Source organism: Billgrantia antri, assembly GCF_019430905.1.
In the GTDB taxonomy this organism is placed as follows: Bacteria; Pseudomonadota; Gammaproteobacteria; order Pseudomonadales; family Halomonadaceae; genus Halomonas; species Halomonas antri.
In genome coordinates, this window is sequence record NZ_JAHYCA010000002.1 from 255399 (window position 1) to 273165 (window position 17767).

General features: G+C 63.5%; 18 protein-coding genes. 10 read left to right on the forward strand and 8 right to left on the reverse strand.

Features of this window, described 5'->3' with window-relative positions:
• Window positions 1-83 precede the first annotated feature (83 nt).
• The 5 genes from KPL81_RS05495 to KPL81_RS05515 form a co-directional block, all read right to left on the reverse strand.
• Complete coding sequence (locus tag KPL81_RS05495; protein WP_219790990.1) at window positions 84-626, reverse strand: HD domain-containing protein; 543 nt, start codon at window positions 624-626, stop codon at window positions 84-86.
• 88 nt (window positions 627-714) lie between these two features.
• Window positions 715-891, reverse strand: a complete 177-nt coding sequence (locus tag KPL81_RS05500; RefSeq protein ID WP_219790991.1) for a DUF1289 domain-containing protein — start codon at window positions 889-891, stop codon at window positions 715-717.
• A complete protein-coding gene (locus KPL81_RS05505) occupies window positions 892-1257 on the reverse strand; it encodes a hypothetical protein (RefSeq protein WP_219790992.1) in 366 nt (121 codons plus the stop codon).
• 201 nt (window positions 1258-1458) lie between these two features.
• On the reverse strand, window positions 1459-2037 hold the full coding sequence (locus KPL81_RS05510; RefSeq protein ID WP_219790993.1) for a tetratricopeptide repeat protein: 579 nt from the start codon (window positions 2035-2037) through the stop codon (window positions 1459-1461).
• Between the two features lie 277 nt (window positions 2038-2314).
• Complete coding sequence (locus KPL81_RS05515) at window positions 2315-2521, reverse strand: cold-shock protein (protein WP_209476169.1); 207 nt, start codon at window positions 2519-2521, stop codon at window positions 2315-2317.
• Between the two features lie 303 nt (window positions 2522-2824).
• On the opposite strand from KPL81_RS05515, the gene KPL81_RS05520 reads away from it, so the two are divergent.
• From KPL81_RS05520 to KPL81_RS05540, 5 genes are all read left to right on the forward strand, one after another.
• Window positions 2825-4552, forward strand: a complete 1728-nt coding sequence (locus KPL81_RS05520) for a mechanosensitive ion channel family protein (protein WP_219790994.1) — start codon at window positions 2825-2827, stop codon at window positions 4550-4552.
• 131 nt (window positions 4553-4683) lie between these two features.
• Entirely contained in the window at window positions 4684-5685 is a 1002-nt protein-coding gene (gene coxB, locus KPL81_RS05525) for a cytochrome c oxidase subunit II (RefSeq protein WP_219790995.1), read from the forward strand.
• Complete coding sequence (gene ctaD / locus KPL81_RS05530) at window positions 5682-8213, forward strand: cytochrome c oxidase subunit I (protein WP_219790996.1); 2532 nt, start codon at window positions 5682-5684, stop codon at window positions 8211-8213. The genes coxB and ctaD overlap by 4 nt, the downstream gene beginning before the upstream one ends.
• A 19-nt stretch (window positions 8214-8232) precedes the next feature.
• Window positions 8233-8646 (forward strand): hypothetical protein, encoded by a 414-nt coding sequence (locus tag KPL81_RS05535; RefSeq protein ID WP_219790997.1) that lies wholly within the window; start codon window positions 8233-8235, stop codon window positions 8644-8646.
• Window positions 8646-9926 (forward strand): c-type cytochrome, encoded by a 1281-nt coding sequence (locus tag KPL81_RS05540; RefSeq protein WP_240549115.1) that lies wholly within the window; start codon window positions 8646-8648, stop codon window positions 9924-9926. The genes KPL81_RS05535 and KPL81_RS05540 overlap by 1 nt, the downstream gene beginning before the upstream one ends.
• 125 nt (window positions 9927-10051) lie before the next feature.
• On the opposite strand, the gene KPL81_RS05545 is transcribed toward KPL81_RS05540, so the two are convergent.
• Window positions 10052-11095 carry an aldo/keto reductase gene (locus KPL81_RS05545; RefSeq protein WP_219790999.1) on the reverse strand — a complete coding sequence of 348 codons (1044 nt, stop codon included), beginning with the start codon at window positions 11093-11095 and terminating at the stop codon, window positions 10052-10054.
• A gap of 202 nt (window positions 11096-11297) precedes the next feature.
• On the opposite strand from KPL81_RS05545, the gene KPL81_RS20820 reads away from it, so the two are divergent.
• A complete protein-coding gene (locus tag KPL81_RS20820) occupies window positions 11298-12161 on the forward strand; it encodes a helix-turn-helix domain-containing protein (RefSeq protein WP_219791000.1) in 864 nt (287 codons plus the stop codon).
• 109 nt (window positions 12162-12270) lie between these two features.
• Here KPL81_RS20820 and KPL81_RS05555 read toward each other — a convergent pair whose 3' ends face one another.
• Together KPL81_RS05555 and KPL81_RS05560 are read right to left on the reverse strand one after the other, a co-directional pair.
• Window positions 12271-12900: a Vgb family protein gene (locus KPL81_RS05555; protein ID WP_219791001.1), complete on the reverse strand. Its 630-nt coding sequence runs from the start codon at window positions 12898-12900 to the stop codon at window positions 12271-12273.
• 29 nt (window positions 12901-12929) lie between these two features.
• A complete protein-coding gene (locus KPL81_RS05560; protein ID WP_209476188.1) occupies window positions 12930-14156 on the reverse strand; it encodes a helix-turn-helix domain-containing protein in 1227 nt (408 codons plus the stop codon).
• Window positions 14157-14433: 277 nt separating this feature from the next.
• Here KPL81_RS05560 and KPL81_RS05565 point away from each other — a divergent pair, with 277 nt between their 5' ends.
• From KPL81_RS05565 to KPL81_RS05580, 4 genes are all read left to right on the forward strand, one after another.
• A complete protein-coding gene (locus tag KPL81_RS05565; RefSeq protein ID WP_219791002.1) occupies window positions 14434-15558 on the forward strand; it encodes a CobW family GTP-binding protein in 1125 nt (374 codons plus the stop codon).
• Window positions 15555-16463, forward strand: coding sequence for a GTP cyclohydrolase FolE2 (gene folE2, locus KPL81_RS05570; protein WP_219791003.1), 909 nt, complete (start codon window positions 15555-15557; stop codon window positions 16461-16463). Before KPL81_RS05565 ends, folE2 begins: the two co-directional genes overlap by 4 nt.
• An 88-nt stretch (window positions 16464-16551) precedes the next feature.
• Entirely contained in the window at window positions 16552-17070 is a 519-nt protein-coding gene (gene luxS, locus KPL81_RS05575; protein ID WP_209476205.1) for an S-ribosylhomocysteine lyase, read from the forward strand.
• Between the two features lie 108 nt (window positions 17071-17178).
• On the forward strand, window positions 17179-17664 hold the full coding sequence (locus tag KPL81_RS05580; protein ID WP_209476207.1) for a 2-thiouracil desulfurase family protein: 486 nt from the start codon (window positions 17179-17181) through the stop codon (window positions 17662-17664).
• Window positions 17665-17767: the final 103 nt, after the last annotated feature.

Consider the following 17767-nt stretch of genomic DNA (forward strand, 5'->3'; position numbering starts at 1 on the left):
GGAAGCGCTGGACAAATCGCCGAGCGAGATGAAGCGCAACGCAGTGATTCGCTCGTGCAGGCATATGTGCAGTGTTTCCCTGGTTATCGCGCAGCGCCGCGAATCCTTGCCTCGCCTTCCGTCAATACGCTCCATGCCTGGCGTTGCAGGGCCTGGTCACCCCTTGTCATCACTTCCAGCAATTGGCGCTTCTCGGCCAGGTAGACCCGGGCGAAGCCGGGGGCCCGCGCGACGATGCTGCCGGTGTTGTCGATCAGGTCGGCGTACTTGATGGTCTGCGCCTCGGGCGAAACCTCGGCCAGCCGGTTGCGCTCCAGCGCCTTGCGGTGAGCGCGGTTGCCGATTTCCGGGTCGATGAATTGATCCGTCAGTTCCAGGACCAGTGCGGTCACTCGCTCGCCGAAGCACGCCTCGAGGTCTAGCGCCGTAACGGCGGTATCCTCGAGCACGTCGTGCAGGTGGGCAGCGGCGATCATCTCCACGGTTGCCGTCTCTACGGCCGATACCCTCTCCGCGACGGCCACCGGATGATGCCAGTAGGGCTCGCCGGTGTACTTGCGCTGCTGCCCCACGGCTTGATGCGCGGCCCGGCAGAACAGTGCCGCCCGTTCGATCATGTCGTCCATGCTGGTTACTCTCTCCGTTAATCTCTCCGTAACACTCTCCGCTTCACTATCTTCCGTTCCACTCTATTCCGTACCACCTTCACCTGCCTCAATCGCGCGGAAGTTTCTTCAGGCGCTCCTCGGCGCGCTTCACCGTTTTCATTTTTTCTGGCCGCTTCATGGCTTTCCAGTGGCGTATCTCCTCCATGGTGCGGCCGCAGCCGATGCAGAGATCGCCTTTCAGTTGGCATATCGAGACACACGGGCTTTCGATCTTCTTCGCCATTCAATGCCTCGTCGGCTTGGTGCGCAGCCTGCGCTGCCAGTCGCCGCCGTGCTCCCGCTGGCACGCTTCTTCGCTGTCGAAATCGAGATGCCGCGAGACGTCGCCGATATCGAGGCCGGCCTCGGCCAGGGCTTCGGCGGTCAGCTCGGCGATGCTTCGTTTGGCATCGCCCTTGAGCGCATTCGCCAGGTTGGAGTGGGTATCGAATACCCAGGTGACCACCAGGCTCTCGGGAAAGCGCTGGTAATCGACCTCGTGGGTCAGCCAGCAAAAGCCGGGCAGCAGGGGCTTGGCCTGCTCACAGGCCTGTGTCAGCGAAGCGACTAGTCGTCGCTCCATCTTGCCGCGTTCTTTCTTGGCAATCATTGACTCTCCAATGCGTTAACCTGCCAGGGCAGTGCTCGGCACCGCGAAGCCGGAGTGTACAATGAACTCGGGCCTGACCAGGCTGGCCATCGAACTCACGGCGCCAAGGCGGGGAACGCCACCAACGCCAGGCCGATTTCCGCAGCCGCGTCCATCGCGGCACGGCGTGAGGGCTTGCACGGAGGCTCGCTTGATCTCGGCTCAAGGCAAGAACTTCCGGATCAATTCCTCCCGCTCCATCTTGAGCATTTCTCCGACGATCGGGTCCTGCCCGCCTTCTTCGTCGACTTGCCATTCCTGCAACAGTGCCTCGGCCTCGGGCGAACCGGCCAGGCGGGCTGCCAGGATGTGGTTGGCGCTCGGCTGGCTGCCTGTTTCATCGGTCATCACGTAGGCGGCTTCGACCTCCGCATAGCAGGCCATGGCATTGTCGGTGGTGCCTTCCATGCGTTCGAGCAGCATGCAGCGCAGCAACATGCCCTCCTTGTGCAAGCCGTTTTCGTGCAGCGCATCCAGGTCGCGCTTGGCTTGCCCGTAGCGGCCCATGCTGGCGAGCAGGTTGGCGCGGCTGCTGCGCAGCTCGGGGTCGTCGGGGTGGCGTTCCAGCCCCTCGTTGTATATCGCCAGCGCATTTTCGAGCTGCCGCGTATCGCCCATGGCTTCCATGGCCACTGCGCTGGCGCGCTCCTGATAGTGCTCCGGTGGCTCGTCGCTGGCTGCAGGGCCGGTGGCCAGCAGCAGGACGACAAGCGAGAGGCTGCCAATCTTCGATGGGTTCATCCTGATCCCTCGGTCTCGTCTTCCATTCCTTATTGAGACCCAGTATCGCTCGCTTGGTGCGATGGGTCATTTAACGAGCGCGGCGTTGAGATATGGCTTACAAATTTTTCGGCGATCGCTTACGCGGAAGGGCGTAACCAGACGTTGTGCAGGTACGTGGATGGTCGTCGATGCGGTGGAGCGTCAATAGGTGGCGGCCAGTCACGCAGATACGACAAGGCCCGCCGAAGCGGGCCTCGATTTCGAACCGTGCGGTTCTCTCTCGCGTGACAGTCGGTCAGGCGAGCTGTTTGATGTTGGAGGCCTGAAGGCCCTTCTTGCCCTGGGTCACGTCGAATTCGACGGTTTGACCTTCCTGCAGGGACTTGAAGCCGTCAGCCTGGATTTCGGAGAAGTGGGCGAACACATCGTCGCCACCATCGGCCGGTGAGATGAAGCCGAAGCCTTTGGAATCATTGAACCACTTGACTGTACCAGTCGTCATAACTTTCCTTTTGCGCCGTAGCGCCTTGCTACATTCTTGGGGTTACCCCCATGGGATAGCGGGTTATGGCTTACCCGCTGAACCCACCGTGTCATGCTTGAACGCCATGGGTCAAAGCCTTTCGCGGTTATTTTTCGTATCCGCTGCCGACGCCGCCTCCAAGCTGGACGAGGCAGGCCTTGCTGAGTTGTACTGAGAACGGCTCATGATTCGCATCGTTCGTGGCCGGTGGTCGGTATGCCTGGAACGAACGACGCTGTCGCAGGGAATCGACAGTGAATTCGCAGCAACTGGGAAACAGCTATGAGAGCGAACAGGACATGGCGCCTGTGGGGCGTGCTGGTCGTGGCACTGCTCCTTTCCGGCCTGGGGCTGACGCAGGCACAGGAGGGGGAGAGCGAGGAGTCGTCGGCTTGGTTCTCGGTCGACTCGCTGAACGAGGGGCTGGGTGAGGTCCCAGAGGAGGTCACGCGGCAGACGCCGCGCGAATCGGTCCGTCGCTTTCTCGAACTGGCCGACCGGGAAGCCTATGGTGCGGCGGCGCATCACCTGAATCTGGCCAATCTGGACCCGGCCGAGCAGGGGGAGCGCGGTGCGGTGCTGGCCAGGCAGCTGGCGACGATCTTCCGTCGCGGTGAGTGGGTCGATGCTTCCGACCTTTCGGGGCGAGAGGATGCCGCCATTGAAGACCCTTCGGGCCAGAACCCTCAGGCCGGTGAGCCCCGGCGCAACCTCAAGCTGGCGACGCTCGAGGCCAACGACCAGACCTATGAGATTCGCCTGGGACGTTATCGTGTCGATGATGACGATGCGGTCTGGCTGATCACGCCGGACAGCGTGTCATCGATACCTCTTCTCTATGAGGAATATGGCCCCTCGTTGCTCGAGGAGTTCGTGCCGGAAGAGCTCAAGTCCTCGCTCGGAGTACTCAAGCTGTGGGAATGGATCGCCATTCCGGTCTTTCTGCTGGTGATCGGCCTGGTGGGATGGAGCGTCCATCGCCTGGTCGGCTGGCTGTCGCACTGGTTCCCCTCCGGCTGGCCGAGCATCTTCGCCGGCAGGATCAGCGGGCCCGTGGCGCTGCTGGTGATGGCGTTCACCGCGCGGTTTTTGCTCGACTATGTGGTCTCCTTCACCGCGGTGGCCACCACTTCCCTGCGTGTGCTCTTGATCATTCTGATCGCCTGGGGCTTGGGGACGATCCTGCTGCGCCTGGTGGATACCATCCTGCTCAAGGTGACGCGGCGCATCGTCGGGGAGATCGACGACACCAAGCCCAAGGACGAGCGCAAGCTGCTCACCACGCTCTATGCGCTGCGGCGCATCATCATCCTGATCCTGGTGACTGCAGTCTCGATCTACGTGCTGAGCCAGATTCAGCTGTTCGAGTCGCTGGGCTTGTCGCTGCTGGCCTCGGCCAGCGTGCTGGCGGTGCTGGTGGGTATCGCCGGCCAGGCGGTGCTGAGCAATATTCTCTCCTCGTTCCAATTGTCGCTGGCCAAGCCGATCCGCATTGGTGACCTGGTGATGTTCGAGGGGCAGTGGTGCTACGTGGAAGGGATCTTCTACACCTTCATCCGGCTGCGCAGCTGGGATGAACGACGCGTGATCGTGCCGGTGACCTATTTCATTTCGAAGCCCTTCGAGAATCTCTCGGTCAAGAGCGCCAAGATGTACCGCTATTTCGAGATGAAGCTGCACTTGAGCGCCGACGTTCAGGTCATCCGCGAGAAGTTCATGGAAATTGCCAAGGAGGAGGACAGTGTCGTCGAGCATCACAAGCTGTGCTGCTACGTGACCGGACAGACCGAGACGGCGCAGACGGTCACCTGTTATCTCATGACCTCCGATCCGTTTTCCGGCTGGGCCGCGGAAAAGAATGTGCTCGAGAAATTGATGGCCTTCGTACGTGACGAACATCCGCAATGGTGGCCGCGCGAGGTGGTGGTGCTCAGCCAATACGATATCGCCAAGGGCAAGCGGCAGGATGCCCAGCGGGCCGAAGAGGATGACCAAGATGAAGGGGCATGAGGCGTACCCTAGGCCAAGGCCGCGAGTGGCTGGGCGCGGCCATATGGCATAGTGTTGGTTTAGTCGTCACGTTTTGCCGATAAACGGCCTCGAGGCCACCAACAAGCCCCGGCAGCGAGCAAGGCCTGATCATGGATGCGACGTATCTATCTCCAAGGAGTTGGGGTTGGCGTGCTCTCATCGCGCTGCCGCTGTTGGGCGGCTGCAGCGGACCTCAGTCCACGCTGCAGCCGGCGGGTGTCGACGCCGAGCAGATCGCCCGGCTGTTCTGGTGGATGAGCGGGTTCGCCATCCTGATCTGGGGAGTGGTGATCGGCTGCGCCGTGTTTGTCACCTATATCAAGCCCAGATCCCATGACAGCCGAGTGGCACGCTGGTTGATTCTCGGCGGTGGCGTGGTCGTTCCTCCCCTTGTCCTGGGGGTCTTGCTTGCCTTCGGCCTGTCGCTTCTTCCGTCGCTAAGCGCTCCGGCCGAGGACGGGCTGCAAATCTCCGTCTCCGGGGAACGCTGGTGGCGGCGGGTGCGGTATCCAACGCCGTCGGGCGGCACCGTGGAGCTCGCCAACGAAGTGCGCCTTCCCGTCGGTGAGCGGGTGGGGTTCCGCTTGACCAGTCCTGACGTCATTCACTCGTTCTGGATTCCCTCGCTAGGCGGCAAGGTCGACATGATCCCCGGGCGGACTACCCGGTTGTCGCTGGAGCCCACCGAGGTGGGCGTCTTTCGCGGCGCCTGCGCCGAGTTCTGTGGCACGTCCCATGCGCTGATGAACTTCCGCGTCGTGGTGATGGAGCCGGATGCATTCGACACTTGGCTCGAGCAGCAGGCGTCGCCCGCTCGACCGCCTCAGGGCGAGGTAGCCCGCCGCGGGCAGGAGGCCTTTCTTGCGAATGGCTGCGGTGCCTGCCATGCCATCCGCGGCACGTCGGCCGATGGTGTGTTGGGGCCCGATCTGACCCATGTCGGTAGCCGCTTGAGCCTTGCTGCCGGCACTCTGCCCACCGATGCGGAGTCCTTCGAGCGCTGGATCAGCCATCCGGACGATATCAAACCGGGAGTGAACATGCCGGCCTTCGACATGCTACCGGCGCCCCAGATTCACTCCATTGCTACCTACTTGAGCCAACTGGAATGAACGACCGGACGTACAGCCATGACGAGCGGGACGACCGCGCACGCCGCGAGGCGCAGGAGCGGCGCCTCAGCGCGCCCTGGCAGACGCCGCGTGGCTGGCGCTATTGGTCTGCCGTCAACAACTCCGAGGTCGGGCTCTGGTACACCGCAACCTCCTTCATTTTTTTCCTTTTCGCCGGCGTGCTGGCGCTATTGATGCGCACGCAACTGGCCATTCCCGAGAACGACTTTCTTTCTGCCACCACCTACAACCAGGTCTTCACCCTGCACGGCTCGGTGATGATGTTCCTCTTTGGCGTGCCGATTTTCGAAGCCTTTTCGATCATGATTCTGCCGCAAATGCTGGGCGCGCGGGATCTACCGTTTCCGCGCCTGTCGGCCTACGGTTACTGGAGCTTCCTGATAGGCGGGATCTTTGTCTGCGGTTCCATTTTCTTCGGTGTCGCTCCCGAAGGGGGCTGGTTCATGTACCCGCCCCTGACCACGGCATATCAGGAAGGGCTCGGAGCCGACATCTGGCTGCTGGGGCTTTCGTTCATCGAAGTGGCATCGCTTGCCGCAGCGGTAGAACTCATCGTCGGTGTGCTCAAGACGCGTCCACCCGGCATGCGCATCAACCTGCTTCCCCTCTATGCCTGGTACATCCTCGTCGTGGCGGTGATGATCCTCTTCGCCTTTCCGCCCCTGATCGCCGGCGATTTGCTATTCGAGATGGAGAGAGCCTTCGACTGGCCTTTCTTCGACCCCAGCCGGGGCGGCGACCCACTGCTTTGGCAGCACCTGTTCTGGATATTCGGCCATCCCGAGGTCTACATCATTTTCCTCCCGGCGATCGCACTGGTCGCAATGATCGTTCCTACCTTCGCTCGGCGGCCCATCGTCGGCTATAGCTGGGTCGTCCTGGCTGCCGTCGGTACTGGATTCATCAGTTTTGGGCTATGGGCCCACCATATGTACACCACCGGGTTGCCGAATATTTCCTTGGCATTTTTCTCGGCGGCCTCCCAGGCGGTTGCTATTCCCACTGGCGTACAGATCTTCTGCTTTCTGGCGACGGTCATGGCCGGACGTTTCGTGCGTTCGGTGCCCATGCTGTTCGTCACCGGAGCGTTGGCAATCTTCGTGCTGGGAGGGCTGACCGGTGTGATGGTGGCCATCGCGCCGTTCGATTTTCAGGCTCACGATACCTATTTCGTGGTGGCTCACCTGCACTATGTTCTGATCGGCGGCGTACTGTTCCCGGTCGCTGCCGGGCTCTACTACTTCTATCCCATGGCTACCGGCAAGCTGTTGGCCGAAAAGCCGGGCTACTGGGCGTTCTGGCTGATGTTCATAGGCTTCAACGTCACCTTCCTGCCGATGCACTTCACCGGCCTGTTGGGAATGCCGCGACGGGTGTTCACGTATGCCGCCGATATCGGCTTCGATGGCCTCAATCTGGTATCCACCATCGGCGCCTTCATTCTGGCGGCCGGCGTCGCCGTGCTGGTCATCGAGGTGCTGCGGCCGAAGGGAAAACAGCCTTATGCGAAACGCAACCCCTGGAATGCGGGCACGCTGGAATGGCTGGGGGAGATGCCAGGTAAGCCTTGGGGCGTTCGCTCGATTCCCCTGGTCAAGGGGCGTTATCCGCTCTGGGATCAGCCCCACCTCATACGAGACGTCGATGCCGGACGCTTTTACCTTCCCGATGCCGAAGAGGGCAAGCGGGAGACGTTGATCACCACCACCATCGATGCCGACCCGATACAGTGCCTGCGAGTGCCGGGGCCGACGTTCATCACTCTCTGGGCGGCGCTCTTCACCGGCGGTGCCTTCATCTTCGCGACCTACAAGTGGTATCTCGCAGCAGGCACCAGTGCCTTGCTGGCGTTGGTCACAGTCCTGGTCTGGCTGTGGACGGGCACCGCCAAGATACCGGAGAAGCGCAGCAAGGACGTCGGGCTGGGCGTCAGCCTCCCGCTGTATGCTTCCGGCTCGACGTCGGTCGGGTGGTGGGCGATGTTCATTACCATGATCGGCGACATGAGCGCCTACGCCAGCCTGCTGTTCGGCTACTTTTTCTTCTGGACCGTGCACGACGATTTTCCGCCCGATCCTGCGGCCGGCCCGGGGCTTTTCTGGCCAGTCGTGGCGGCGGCGCTCCTGCTCGGCGCTTGGGTATGCACGCTGTTGTCCAGACACTGGAACCGGCGTGACCGGCCGTTGGCCTTCACTCTCGGCTTGGGACTGGGAGCCGTGCTCAATGTGGCCGGTATCCTGGCGCTGCTGGCCGGCCCGCACCTGAATGGCCTGGACCCAACGCGGCACGTTTATCCGGCCACCGTCTGGGTCCTGGTGTTGTGGACAACCATCCATCTCGGGGTGGGCCTGGTGATGCAATGCTACTGCATCGCCCGCCGCTGGGCCGGCCGCATGACCGCCGAACATGACATCGACATTCGAAACGTTACGCTCTATTGGCACTTCATGGCCATTACCTCAGGCGTAACGGTCCTCGTGATAGCCGGCTTTCCGCTACTGGCCTGAAGAGAATCGGGAGGTGCGAATGACAAGACGAGCGCAAGCCGAACCCGACGCCCAAGGCAAGCCCACTCCGGGCCGACGCGAGTCCCTCTGGCCGCTCGCGATGGGGCCTTTACTGTGGGTGGCGCACTTTCTTCTTTCCTATGCCACGGCGGCCGTCTGGTGCGCGAAGGTGGGAGGCGAAAACGGTTCTCTGGGCGGGGTGCGTCTCGTCATCGGTATTTACACCGCATTGATTCTGTCAGGGATTGCCGTCGTCATTTGGCGCGGCTTACGAAAACACAGGTTCGGTACGGCCACGGTGCCGCACGACTTCGATACCCCTGCGGATCGTCACCGCTTTCTTGGCTTTGCGACGGTATTGCTGGGTGGGCTTTCCTTTGTTGCCACGCTGTACGTCGCCCTGCCTGTCGTCTTCATCGAGAGCTGCCGTTGATGGACACCAAGCCAAGAGCCCAACTGCGGCGACTCGTCGGCCTCCCAGGCAAAGCAAAGCGGTATCTGCTCGACCATGGGAAAGCGCTATTACTGGGCTTGGCAGTCCTGGGGGGGACGCTGGTGGGCGGCGCTGTGCTAATCGTCTGGTCGGGCCTGGTGCCGATCAGCGCCAGTTCTGGCCACTGGCCCGTAACCCGCTGGTTTCTGCACTTCGCCATGCGCAATGCCGTCGAGACCCGGGCGAGTGGCATCAAGGCACCGATGCTGAGCGACCCGGCGCTGGTGCTCAAGGGCGCTGGCCATTATGCGACCGGCTGCATGCCCTGCCACGGTGCCCCGGGGCGACCACGCTCCTTGATTGTCCAGCAAATGACGCCTGAACCACCGCTTTTGGCGCAGCGGGTCCACGAGTGGAGGCCCGAGCAGTTGTTCTGGATCATCAAGCATGGGGTCAAGTTCACGGCGATGCCGGCGTGGGCGAGCTTGCAGCGCGAGGATGAGGTCTGGGCAATGGTCGCTTTCCTGCAGGAGCTGCCGACGCTAAGTTCCGAACGCTACGTGCAGTTGGCTTATGGCGAACGAGACGAGGCAGACGCTGTCGGTGAAGCGGCAAGCGGCTCTCTGCGAGCGCTCAGTGAGCCCATGGGCCCGCTGTTAGCCAATTGCAGCCGATGCCATGGCGCGGACGGTCGTGGCCGCGGCTTGGGAGCCTTCCCCAAGCTGGCGGGCCAGAGCGAAGCCTACCTGCGGACGAGCCTTCTTGCCTATGCCGAGGGGGAGCGCAACAGTGGCATCATGCAGCCGATTGCCGCGGGATTGAGCGAAGCGGAGATGCGCTCGCTCGCAGCACATTATGCCGGCCGGGAGGACGCGGCGAGCCAACCGGCCAGGCAGCGAGCCAATGCAGGCGAGCCGGGCGCAGCGATTGCCGGTCCGGCTTCGATAGCGCGTGGACGAGACATTGCCCGTCAGGGCGTGCCCGAGCAGGGGGTGCCCTCCTGCGTCGACTGTCACGGTCCGCGATCGGAACCGAGCAATCCCCATTATCCCAGGCTGGCCGGCCAGTACGCCGACTACCTCGCTCTCCAACTGTCCCTGTTCAAGTCCGATAAACGCGGCGGTTCGCCCTACGTGCGTATCATGCATAGCGCAGCCAAAGGCTTGGACGAAACGCAGATACGCGACGTGGCGAGCTACTATAGCTCCCTCGCCCAGGATCTTGGCGATCAACCGGAAACGCTCCCGGCGCAGGGGGCGCGGCGTGCCGACAGTCGCTGACGCTGCCGTGACCGGTGGCGGCGGCCTTTGGCCTCGATCGGCTTCGGCGTGACACGAGCTCCGCGTAGCGGAAACGACGAGGACCCGGCATGCCGGGCCCTCGCCGTTGCTCCCGGGGCACGGCTTCAGCGCTTCAGCGCACCGAGCTGCTGGCGGCGGTACTCGCCCTGACGCTCGAACATCCAGCCGGGATACTCGGCGGGAAGCTGGCTGACGCTATCGAGCAGCGCGAGCTCCTCGGCGCTGAGCGTGACCTGTGCGGCGGCAATATTGTCGTCGAGCTGGTCGAGGCGATTGGCGCCGACGATGACGCTGGTGACTGCCGGCTGGTGCAGCAGCCAGGCGAGCGCAATCTGGGCGACGCTGACGCCCTTGGCCTCGGCGATGCTGCGCATGACGTCGACGCAGTCATGAGCGCGTGCCTGCTCCACCGGCGGGAAGTCGAAGTTGGTGCGGCGGCCTTCGCCCGCGGTCTGGCCGTCGCGGCCGTACTTGCCGCTGAGCAGGCCGCCGGCAAGCGGGCTCCACACCATCAGGCCGAGGCCTTCGCTCTCCAGCATGGGGACGATTTCACGTTCCAGGTCGCGACCGGCCAGGGTGTAGTAGGCCTGCAATGACTGGAAGCGGTTCAGACCCTTGCGTTCGGCGATGCCGAGTGCCTTGACGATCTGCCAGGCGGCCCAGTTGGAGACCCCGACATAACGCACGTGGCCGTGTTGAACCAGGGTGTCCAGCGCGCTCAGGGTCTCCTCGATGGGCGTGGCGGGATCGAAGCCGTGCACCTGATAGAGGTCGATATGATCGAGCTGCAGGCGCTTCAGGCTCGCCTTCACGCCTTCCATGATGTGATAGCGCGTCAGCCCCCTGGCGTTCACCCCCGGACCGGTCTCGCCGAATACCTTGGTGGCGACGACCACTTCATCGCGCGGCACGCCGAGGTTCTTCAGCGCCTGGCCGGTCATGCGCTCCGAGAGCCCCTCGGAGTAGACATCGGCAGTGTCGATGAAGTTGATGCCGGCCTCCAGCGCGCGGGCGATCAGCCGCTCGGCGTCGCTCTGCTGGAGATCGCCGATCTTGCTCCACAGCTCGCCCTCGCCGCCGAAGGTCATGGTGCCCAGGCAGAACTGGGAGACGAAGAGGCCGGTATTGCCAAGCTTGCGATATTGCATGGGGTACTCCTTTACATTGCCGGGTAGTAGTGTGGCAGTGCCCAGCACGGTGTTGGGCGGACGGATCGTGTCGTTGTGTTAGTAGGGCGTTAGCGCCGCGGGTGAGCGACGCGGTATACCATGGCCACGATACGTGGGTCGCGAGCGCACGATCAGGAACGCGCTATTCTGGTATTCGCACTTCCCCCCTAGGACACGCCCAGTGCTCAGCCATATTCGACGCAGCGAAATTGCCACTTTCCTCCGGATTCGACGTGCCCGGCTGCAGCCCGAGCAGGTCGGGCTGCCGCGCGGGCGGCGACGACGCACGCCGGGCCTGCGCCGCGAGGAGGTGGCCGAGCTCGCCGGCATCAGTACTGAGTGGTATGCCTGGCTGGAACAGTCGCGAGACGTTAATCCCTCGCTGGACACCCTGCAGCGCATCGCTCAGGCCCTGCGGCTGGAGCCTGCCGAGCAGCAGCACCTCCTGAACCTGGGCGGCTACGGCGTGGAGAATGGCGACAACGGGCTGGCGCGCGAGGCCGTGGTGGGCGACAGCCTGCAGCGCCTGCTGGAGCAGATCGTCTGTTGTCCGGCTTGGATAATGGGAGCCCGTTCGGACATCCTGGCCTGGAATCGAGCGGCCACCGTGATCCATGGCGACCTCGGCGCGATGCGAGGCATCGAGCGCAACGGCATCCATCAACTGTTCCTCAATCCAGCGATGCGCCGCATGCTGGTGGATTGGGAGGTGCATGCGCGGGACTGTGTGGCAAAGCTGCGCCTGACCCAGGCCAACTACCTCGATGACCCCTGGTTCAACGAGCTCATCGAGCTGCTGCGGTCACGTAGCCCCGCTTTCTCTGCCTGGTGGGACGAGCATGAGGTGCGCCTGCCCCACGACGGCGTCAAGGTCTACGAGCATCCGAAAGCGGGTCGGCTCTCCTTCGACTACGCCATCCTGCAGGTGGCCGGAGGCAACGAGGTGCCGCTGAACCTGATCACCTACGTGCCTACCCGCGATACGGACACCCAGGAGAAGATGGAGGCCCTGTTGCGGCGCTCCGCGCTGGTGCTCTCTGCCTGACTGGGTTTTCGACATGGCCCGACAAGTCCGGGAAGAGTGCACCATTCGTGAGGCGTGACGGCGCGCCTGAGGGCTACCGTCACGCCGCACTACTTGCTTGGGACGGCAACTACCGCGGGCGACGCACGACCCTCAGCTTGCCGCTGGCGCCGCCGCCGCAGAAGAAGCGATCGGTGCCATCCGACTCGAGCCCCGAGACGCCTGTGCCCTGAGGCATATCGAGTTGTTGCAGCACCTCGCCCGAGGCTGGGTCGATTCGCCTCAAGTCGCTGCCGTCATCCTCCCAGGTGCCATGCCAGAGTTCGCCGTCGACCCAGGTGACACCGGTGACGAAGCGATTGGATTCGATGGTACGCAGGATGGCTCCGCTGTCAGGATCGATCTGGTGGATCTTGCGGTCGCGGTACTGGCCTAGCCAAAGCGAGCCTTCGGCCCAGGCCAGCCCCGAATTGCTACCGGGCGGAGCGGGGATGGTGGCGAGGACCCGGCCGCTGGCGGGCTCGATCTTGTGGATGCGGTCTGCGGAGATCTGGAACAGGTGTTGGCCGTCGAAGGCCGTTCCTGCATCGGCCTCGATTTCGATCGAGCGCTGTGGCTCGCCGGTTTCGGGATCGAAGGCGCCAAGCATTTCGCCGGTGGCAAGCCACACGTGGCGTCCGTCGTAGCTGACACCGTGCACGTGCTCTACACCGGGGAAGGGACCGAATTCCTGGAGTACTTGCGCTGCTGAACGGTTCATGTCGTTGACCTCGTTTGGTGGGTACCGTCTCAGCCTAATCCGCCGGGTAGAGGCCCCGGGAGTAACAAGGTTGTCGTGAAACCCGGCACCGGCGGGGCGACCCAGCGCCGGGCCCTGCCGCGGCCGAAGGACTGCACTTTGCCCACTCTGGCAAGCGTCTCGAGCGCGCGCTGAATGTTGCGCTGGCTGGCGCCGAGGGCCATGGCCAGGGCCGAGCTCGACCACGGCTCGCCGTCGCTGAGCAGGGCCAGCACGTCGCCATGCTTGTCTTCGATAGGGCGCGCCAGAACCACGACCTCGGTAGCGGAAGTTGGCTCCAGCACGTAGCCTCGCGGCGTTGCACACACGCCGGCCAGGGGGCCGAGTGCCGCACGCAGCCGGCCGAGCTCGACGCGCAGGCGGATACGGTGCGAGTCGTCGGCGAAGCGAGTGCGAAACGTGCCGGCGATGAGCGCATCCCGTGGCACGTCGGCTGGCCAGGCTTCACCCAGCAGGCGAGCCAGGGCGAACAGCACCGGGCGGGTAGCGAGCGAGACTGCGACATGGCCGTTGCGAACGGCGTGGCGGCAGGCGTCGACGACGAGCGCCTTGGACGCCAGTAGCGCTTCGACCTCAGGCAACAGCAGCAGGCGCTCTTGACCTTGCGCCACCAGGCGTGCGGCGGGGGCGCCCAGGGCGTGCCAGGCATTCTCGACTTCCGCCTGCAGGGCGACAACGCCGGAGAGGCGAGCGTTTTCTGCGGCGCGTTCGAGTGCGGTGCGTGCTGCCGCGGTGTGCAGCCGTCGCAGGGCGATGCCTGCCGCAACCAATGCCTGGATGGCCCCCAGAGCGGGAGGAAGGGAGTGGAGAGCGAGCTGGGCCAGGGCATGTTCGGCCTGTTCAAGGCGCCCGAGCAACAGCAGGCGGCGAGCCTCGAGCGAACGAGCATGGGCGGCATTCGTCAGGTCTCCATGCGCCTCGAGCGTGGCTCGTGCAGAGTCGAGCCGCCTCGTGGGCCAGCCGAGATCGCGTGACGCCAGGGCAACCTCGGCCTCGGCGACCACGCACCGGGCACGAGCCATCTCCTCCCTGGCGCTGAAGGTGCGCGCTGCACGCTGCAACAGCAGCCTGGCGCGGGCGAAGTCGCCAAGCTGAGCCATCGCGATTCCTCTCAGCGCAAGAGCCGGTGCATCGTCACGCAGGGCGACCCGGTTCAAGGCCCCGAGGGGATCGCCCGCCGAGAGCGCACGGCCCGCGGCCGTGATCAACGCGTCCATCTCAATCCCGTTTTGTCTGCTCTGGACAACGGCTACGAGCGAGCCTGGGAGGCATGCCTCTAGTATGTGCCGCTATCCTGCGCTCTTCGAGCCGGCATGCCCTCACTCTACACGACGACAATGCGTTGTCTTGGCGCTGCCCCGCCTCGATCTGTCGTGAAATCATCGTCATTCTAAAAACGTTATGTTATAACTTTTCATGGCAAGAACAGCGCGACGCTCGCTCCCTGTATTGCGGTTTCGCTGGTTAGCCCTACCTCGTTACGGTGCTTTTCCCATGAGTCCAGATACCCACGACCTGATTCCCGTTACCGTGCTGACCGGCTTCCTCGGCAGCGGCAAGACCACCCTGCTCAACCAATTGGTGCACCAGCCCGCGATGAAGGATGCGCTGGTGGTGATCAACGAGTTCGGCGACATCGGGCTCGATCACCGTCTGGTCGCTGAAGGCGATGAGCACAGCGTGGTGGAAATGAGCAGCGGCTGCCTGTGCTGCACCATACGCGGTGATCTGAGCCGCACCGTGCAGAAGACCTTCGATGCGATCGAGCGAGCGGGCGGCGAGCCCTTCTCGCGCGTGATCATCGAAACCACCGGACTCGCCGACCCCTCTCCCATCCTGCACACCCTGATGACCGACTACTGGCTGGCCCATCGTCTGTACCTGGATGGTGTGATTTGTCTGGTGGATGCCGCCAGCGGCGTTTCGACGCTCAATGCCCATCGCGAGTCGCAGCGTCAGGCTGCCGTCGCCGACCGGCTGTTGATCACCAAGGCCGATCTGGTGGACGAGGCGCGACTGTCTCGGCTTGCCGGCCATTTGGCTCGGATCAATCCAGCTGCCGAGCAAGTGCAAGTGAGTCATGGCGAGATAGCGGCCGAACGGCTCACCGGAGAGGGCCTCTCTGTTCAGCGCCAACGGGCGGACCATTGGCTGAGCGCGGCCTCCTATGCTCAGGTATCGCCCACGGTGGGCATGACGCCGCCTTCTGCCGGCTCCCTGGTCTCGATGCTGACGCCTCAATCCGGGCCGGTTCTCAGCCGGCATGGCGAACAGATCCGCTCGTTCTGTTTCACCGTGGAGGAGCCCATCGCGCCTGACGTCCTCGAGGACTGGCTGGACCTGTTGATGTCACTGCTGGGCGAGAAGATCCTGCGGGTGAAGGCCATCGTGAAGATTGCCGGGCGAGAGCAGCCGTTGGCCCTGCACGGCGTGCAGCACATCTTTCACCCACCGGAGCCGCTGCCGGTCGAGGCCTGTAGCGACGGTATCTCACGCTTTGTGTTCATTACTAACGGCGTAGCGCCCGAGGCGGTCGCGCAGCTGTTCGACTATTTTCAGCCCGGTCGCGCAGCTGAGAACCACCTTTCATCCTTCAACGCGCAAGGAGTCTCCCGATGAATCGGTTGGCATTGGAAGATATCGCCATGGCTCCTGCCTCTCGTCTCGGCACCTTGAGCTGGGTCGGAATGGAGAATATCGCCCTGCCGCTGCAGGTGGTCGGCCAGGGTATCACCGGATACGCTTCGGCGGGGGTCAGCCTGGACGACCCCACCGCGCGGGGCATCCACATGTCTCGTCTCTACCTGGCCCTGGCCGAACTCGAGTCGCGCGAGATTTCTCTGGTGCGCGTGGCGGCGGTGCTGGAGGCCTTCCTCGACAGCCATCAGGGGCTCTCGCAAGGCGCCTTTCTCGATCTCAGCGGCGAGGCGATGCTCAAGCGACCGGCGCTGATCAGCCCCCTGGCGGGCTGGAAGCGCTATCCCTTCGCCCTGCGCTGCCGGCGCGACGAGCGTGGTTTTGTGGCCACCCTCGATCTCACGGTGGGCTACTCCTCCACCTGCCCCTGCTCGGCCGCTCTGGCGCGACAGCTGATCCAGCAGGCCTTCGACGAAGATTTCACCGACATGCCGATCAGCCGCGAGGCGGTGCGGGCCTGGCTGGGCAGCGAGCAGGGCATTCTGGCCACGCCCCATAGCCAGCGCAGCCAGGCGCACCTCTCGGTGCAGCTCGCTAACGATCAGGACGAGCTGCCGCTGATTGCGCTGGTGGATCGCACCGAGCGGGCGCTGGGCACCGCGCTGCAAACGGCGGTGAAGCGGATCGACGAACAGGCCTTCGCCCTGGCCAACGGCCAGAACCTGATGTTCTGCGAGGATGCCGCGCGCCGCCTGCAGCATGCGCTGCGCGAGCAGCCCGGCATCGATGGCTTCCGGCTACGCGTGGTGCACGCCGAAAGCCTGCATGCCCACGATGCCGTGGCGCGCAGCGAGTGGAACTGGGGCGAGTCAGCTGGGTGCGCATGACGGGAGGCGGTCAGCGTCGGTTCCGGGCCGGCGGGCAACCCATGCTACCATGGGGGTTTCGGCGAACCCGATCGACACAGGACTGAACATGCCTCTACTTGATAGCTTTACCGTCGACCACACGATCATGAACGCCCCGGCGGTTCGCGTCGCCAAGACCATGCAGACGCCCTCCGGCGATACCATCACGGTGTTCGATCTACGCTTCAACAAGCCGAACGAAGACATGATGGGTGAGAAGGGCATTCACACCCTGGAGCATCTGTTCGCTGGGTTCATGCGCAATCACCTGAACGGCAAGGACGTCGAGATCATCGATATCTCACCGATGGGCTGCCGCACGGGGTTCTACATGAGCCTGCTGGGCAACCCCAGCGAAGAGCGCGTCAGCGAAGCTTGGCTGGCGGCGATGCAGGACGTGCTCGACGTCAAGCGGATGGAAGACATCCCGGAACTCAATGAGTACCAGTGCGGTACCTTCGTGATGCACTCCCTGGAAGAAGCCCAGGAGATCGCTCGCTGCATCATCGAGCGTGGCGTCGGGGTCAACAGGAACGAAGAGATCACCCTGAGTGAAGATAAGCTGAAGTCGCTGGGCAACCATTGACGCATAGCGAGAGTCTCGTGACCCGCCCAAGAGGCGGGTTTTTTCTTTGCGGAATTCGCTAAAGTAGGCAGGCAGAAGACAACGAGGTGTCGCGAAACGGGAGGGGCAATGGAGAAGGTGCTGGTCAGCGCGTGCCTGCTGGGCAGGCGGGTACGCTACGATGGCGGTGCCAAGAGCCTGGCCTCGGAGATCCTGGCGCAGTGGCAGGCCGAGGGTCGGGTGGTATCGGTATGCCCCGAGGTTGATGCCGGCCTGCCTACGCCGAGGCCGCCCGCCGAGATTATCGCCGGCGATGGGGGTGGGGTACTCACCGGTTCGGCGCAGGTCGTCGATCGCGACGGTACCGATCTCACCGAGGTGTTTCGGCAGGGCGCTTCGCTGGCGCTCCAGCTGTGCCGGGAGCATGACATCAAGGTAGCGGTTCTGACCGAACACAGCCCCTCCTGCGGCAGCACGCAGATCTACGATGGCAGTTTCTCGGGAGTGAAAAGGGCCGGTGCCGGTGTCACCGCGGCGCTGCTTCGCCAACACGGGGTTCGGGTGTACGGTCAGCACGAAATCGTCGATGCATGGCGGACCATCAAGGAACTGTGATGCGCGATATATCACGCCCTTGGTCAGGGCTCGTTGGCTCAAGCTGCTCTATCCCACAAAGCCGATCATCCCTACCAGGCCTATCTCATCGTGGAGCCCGACC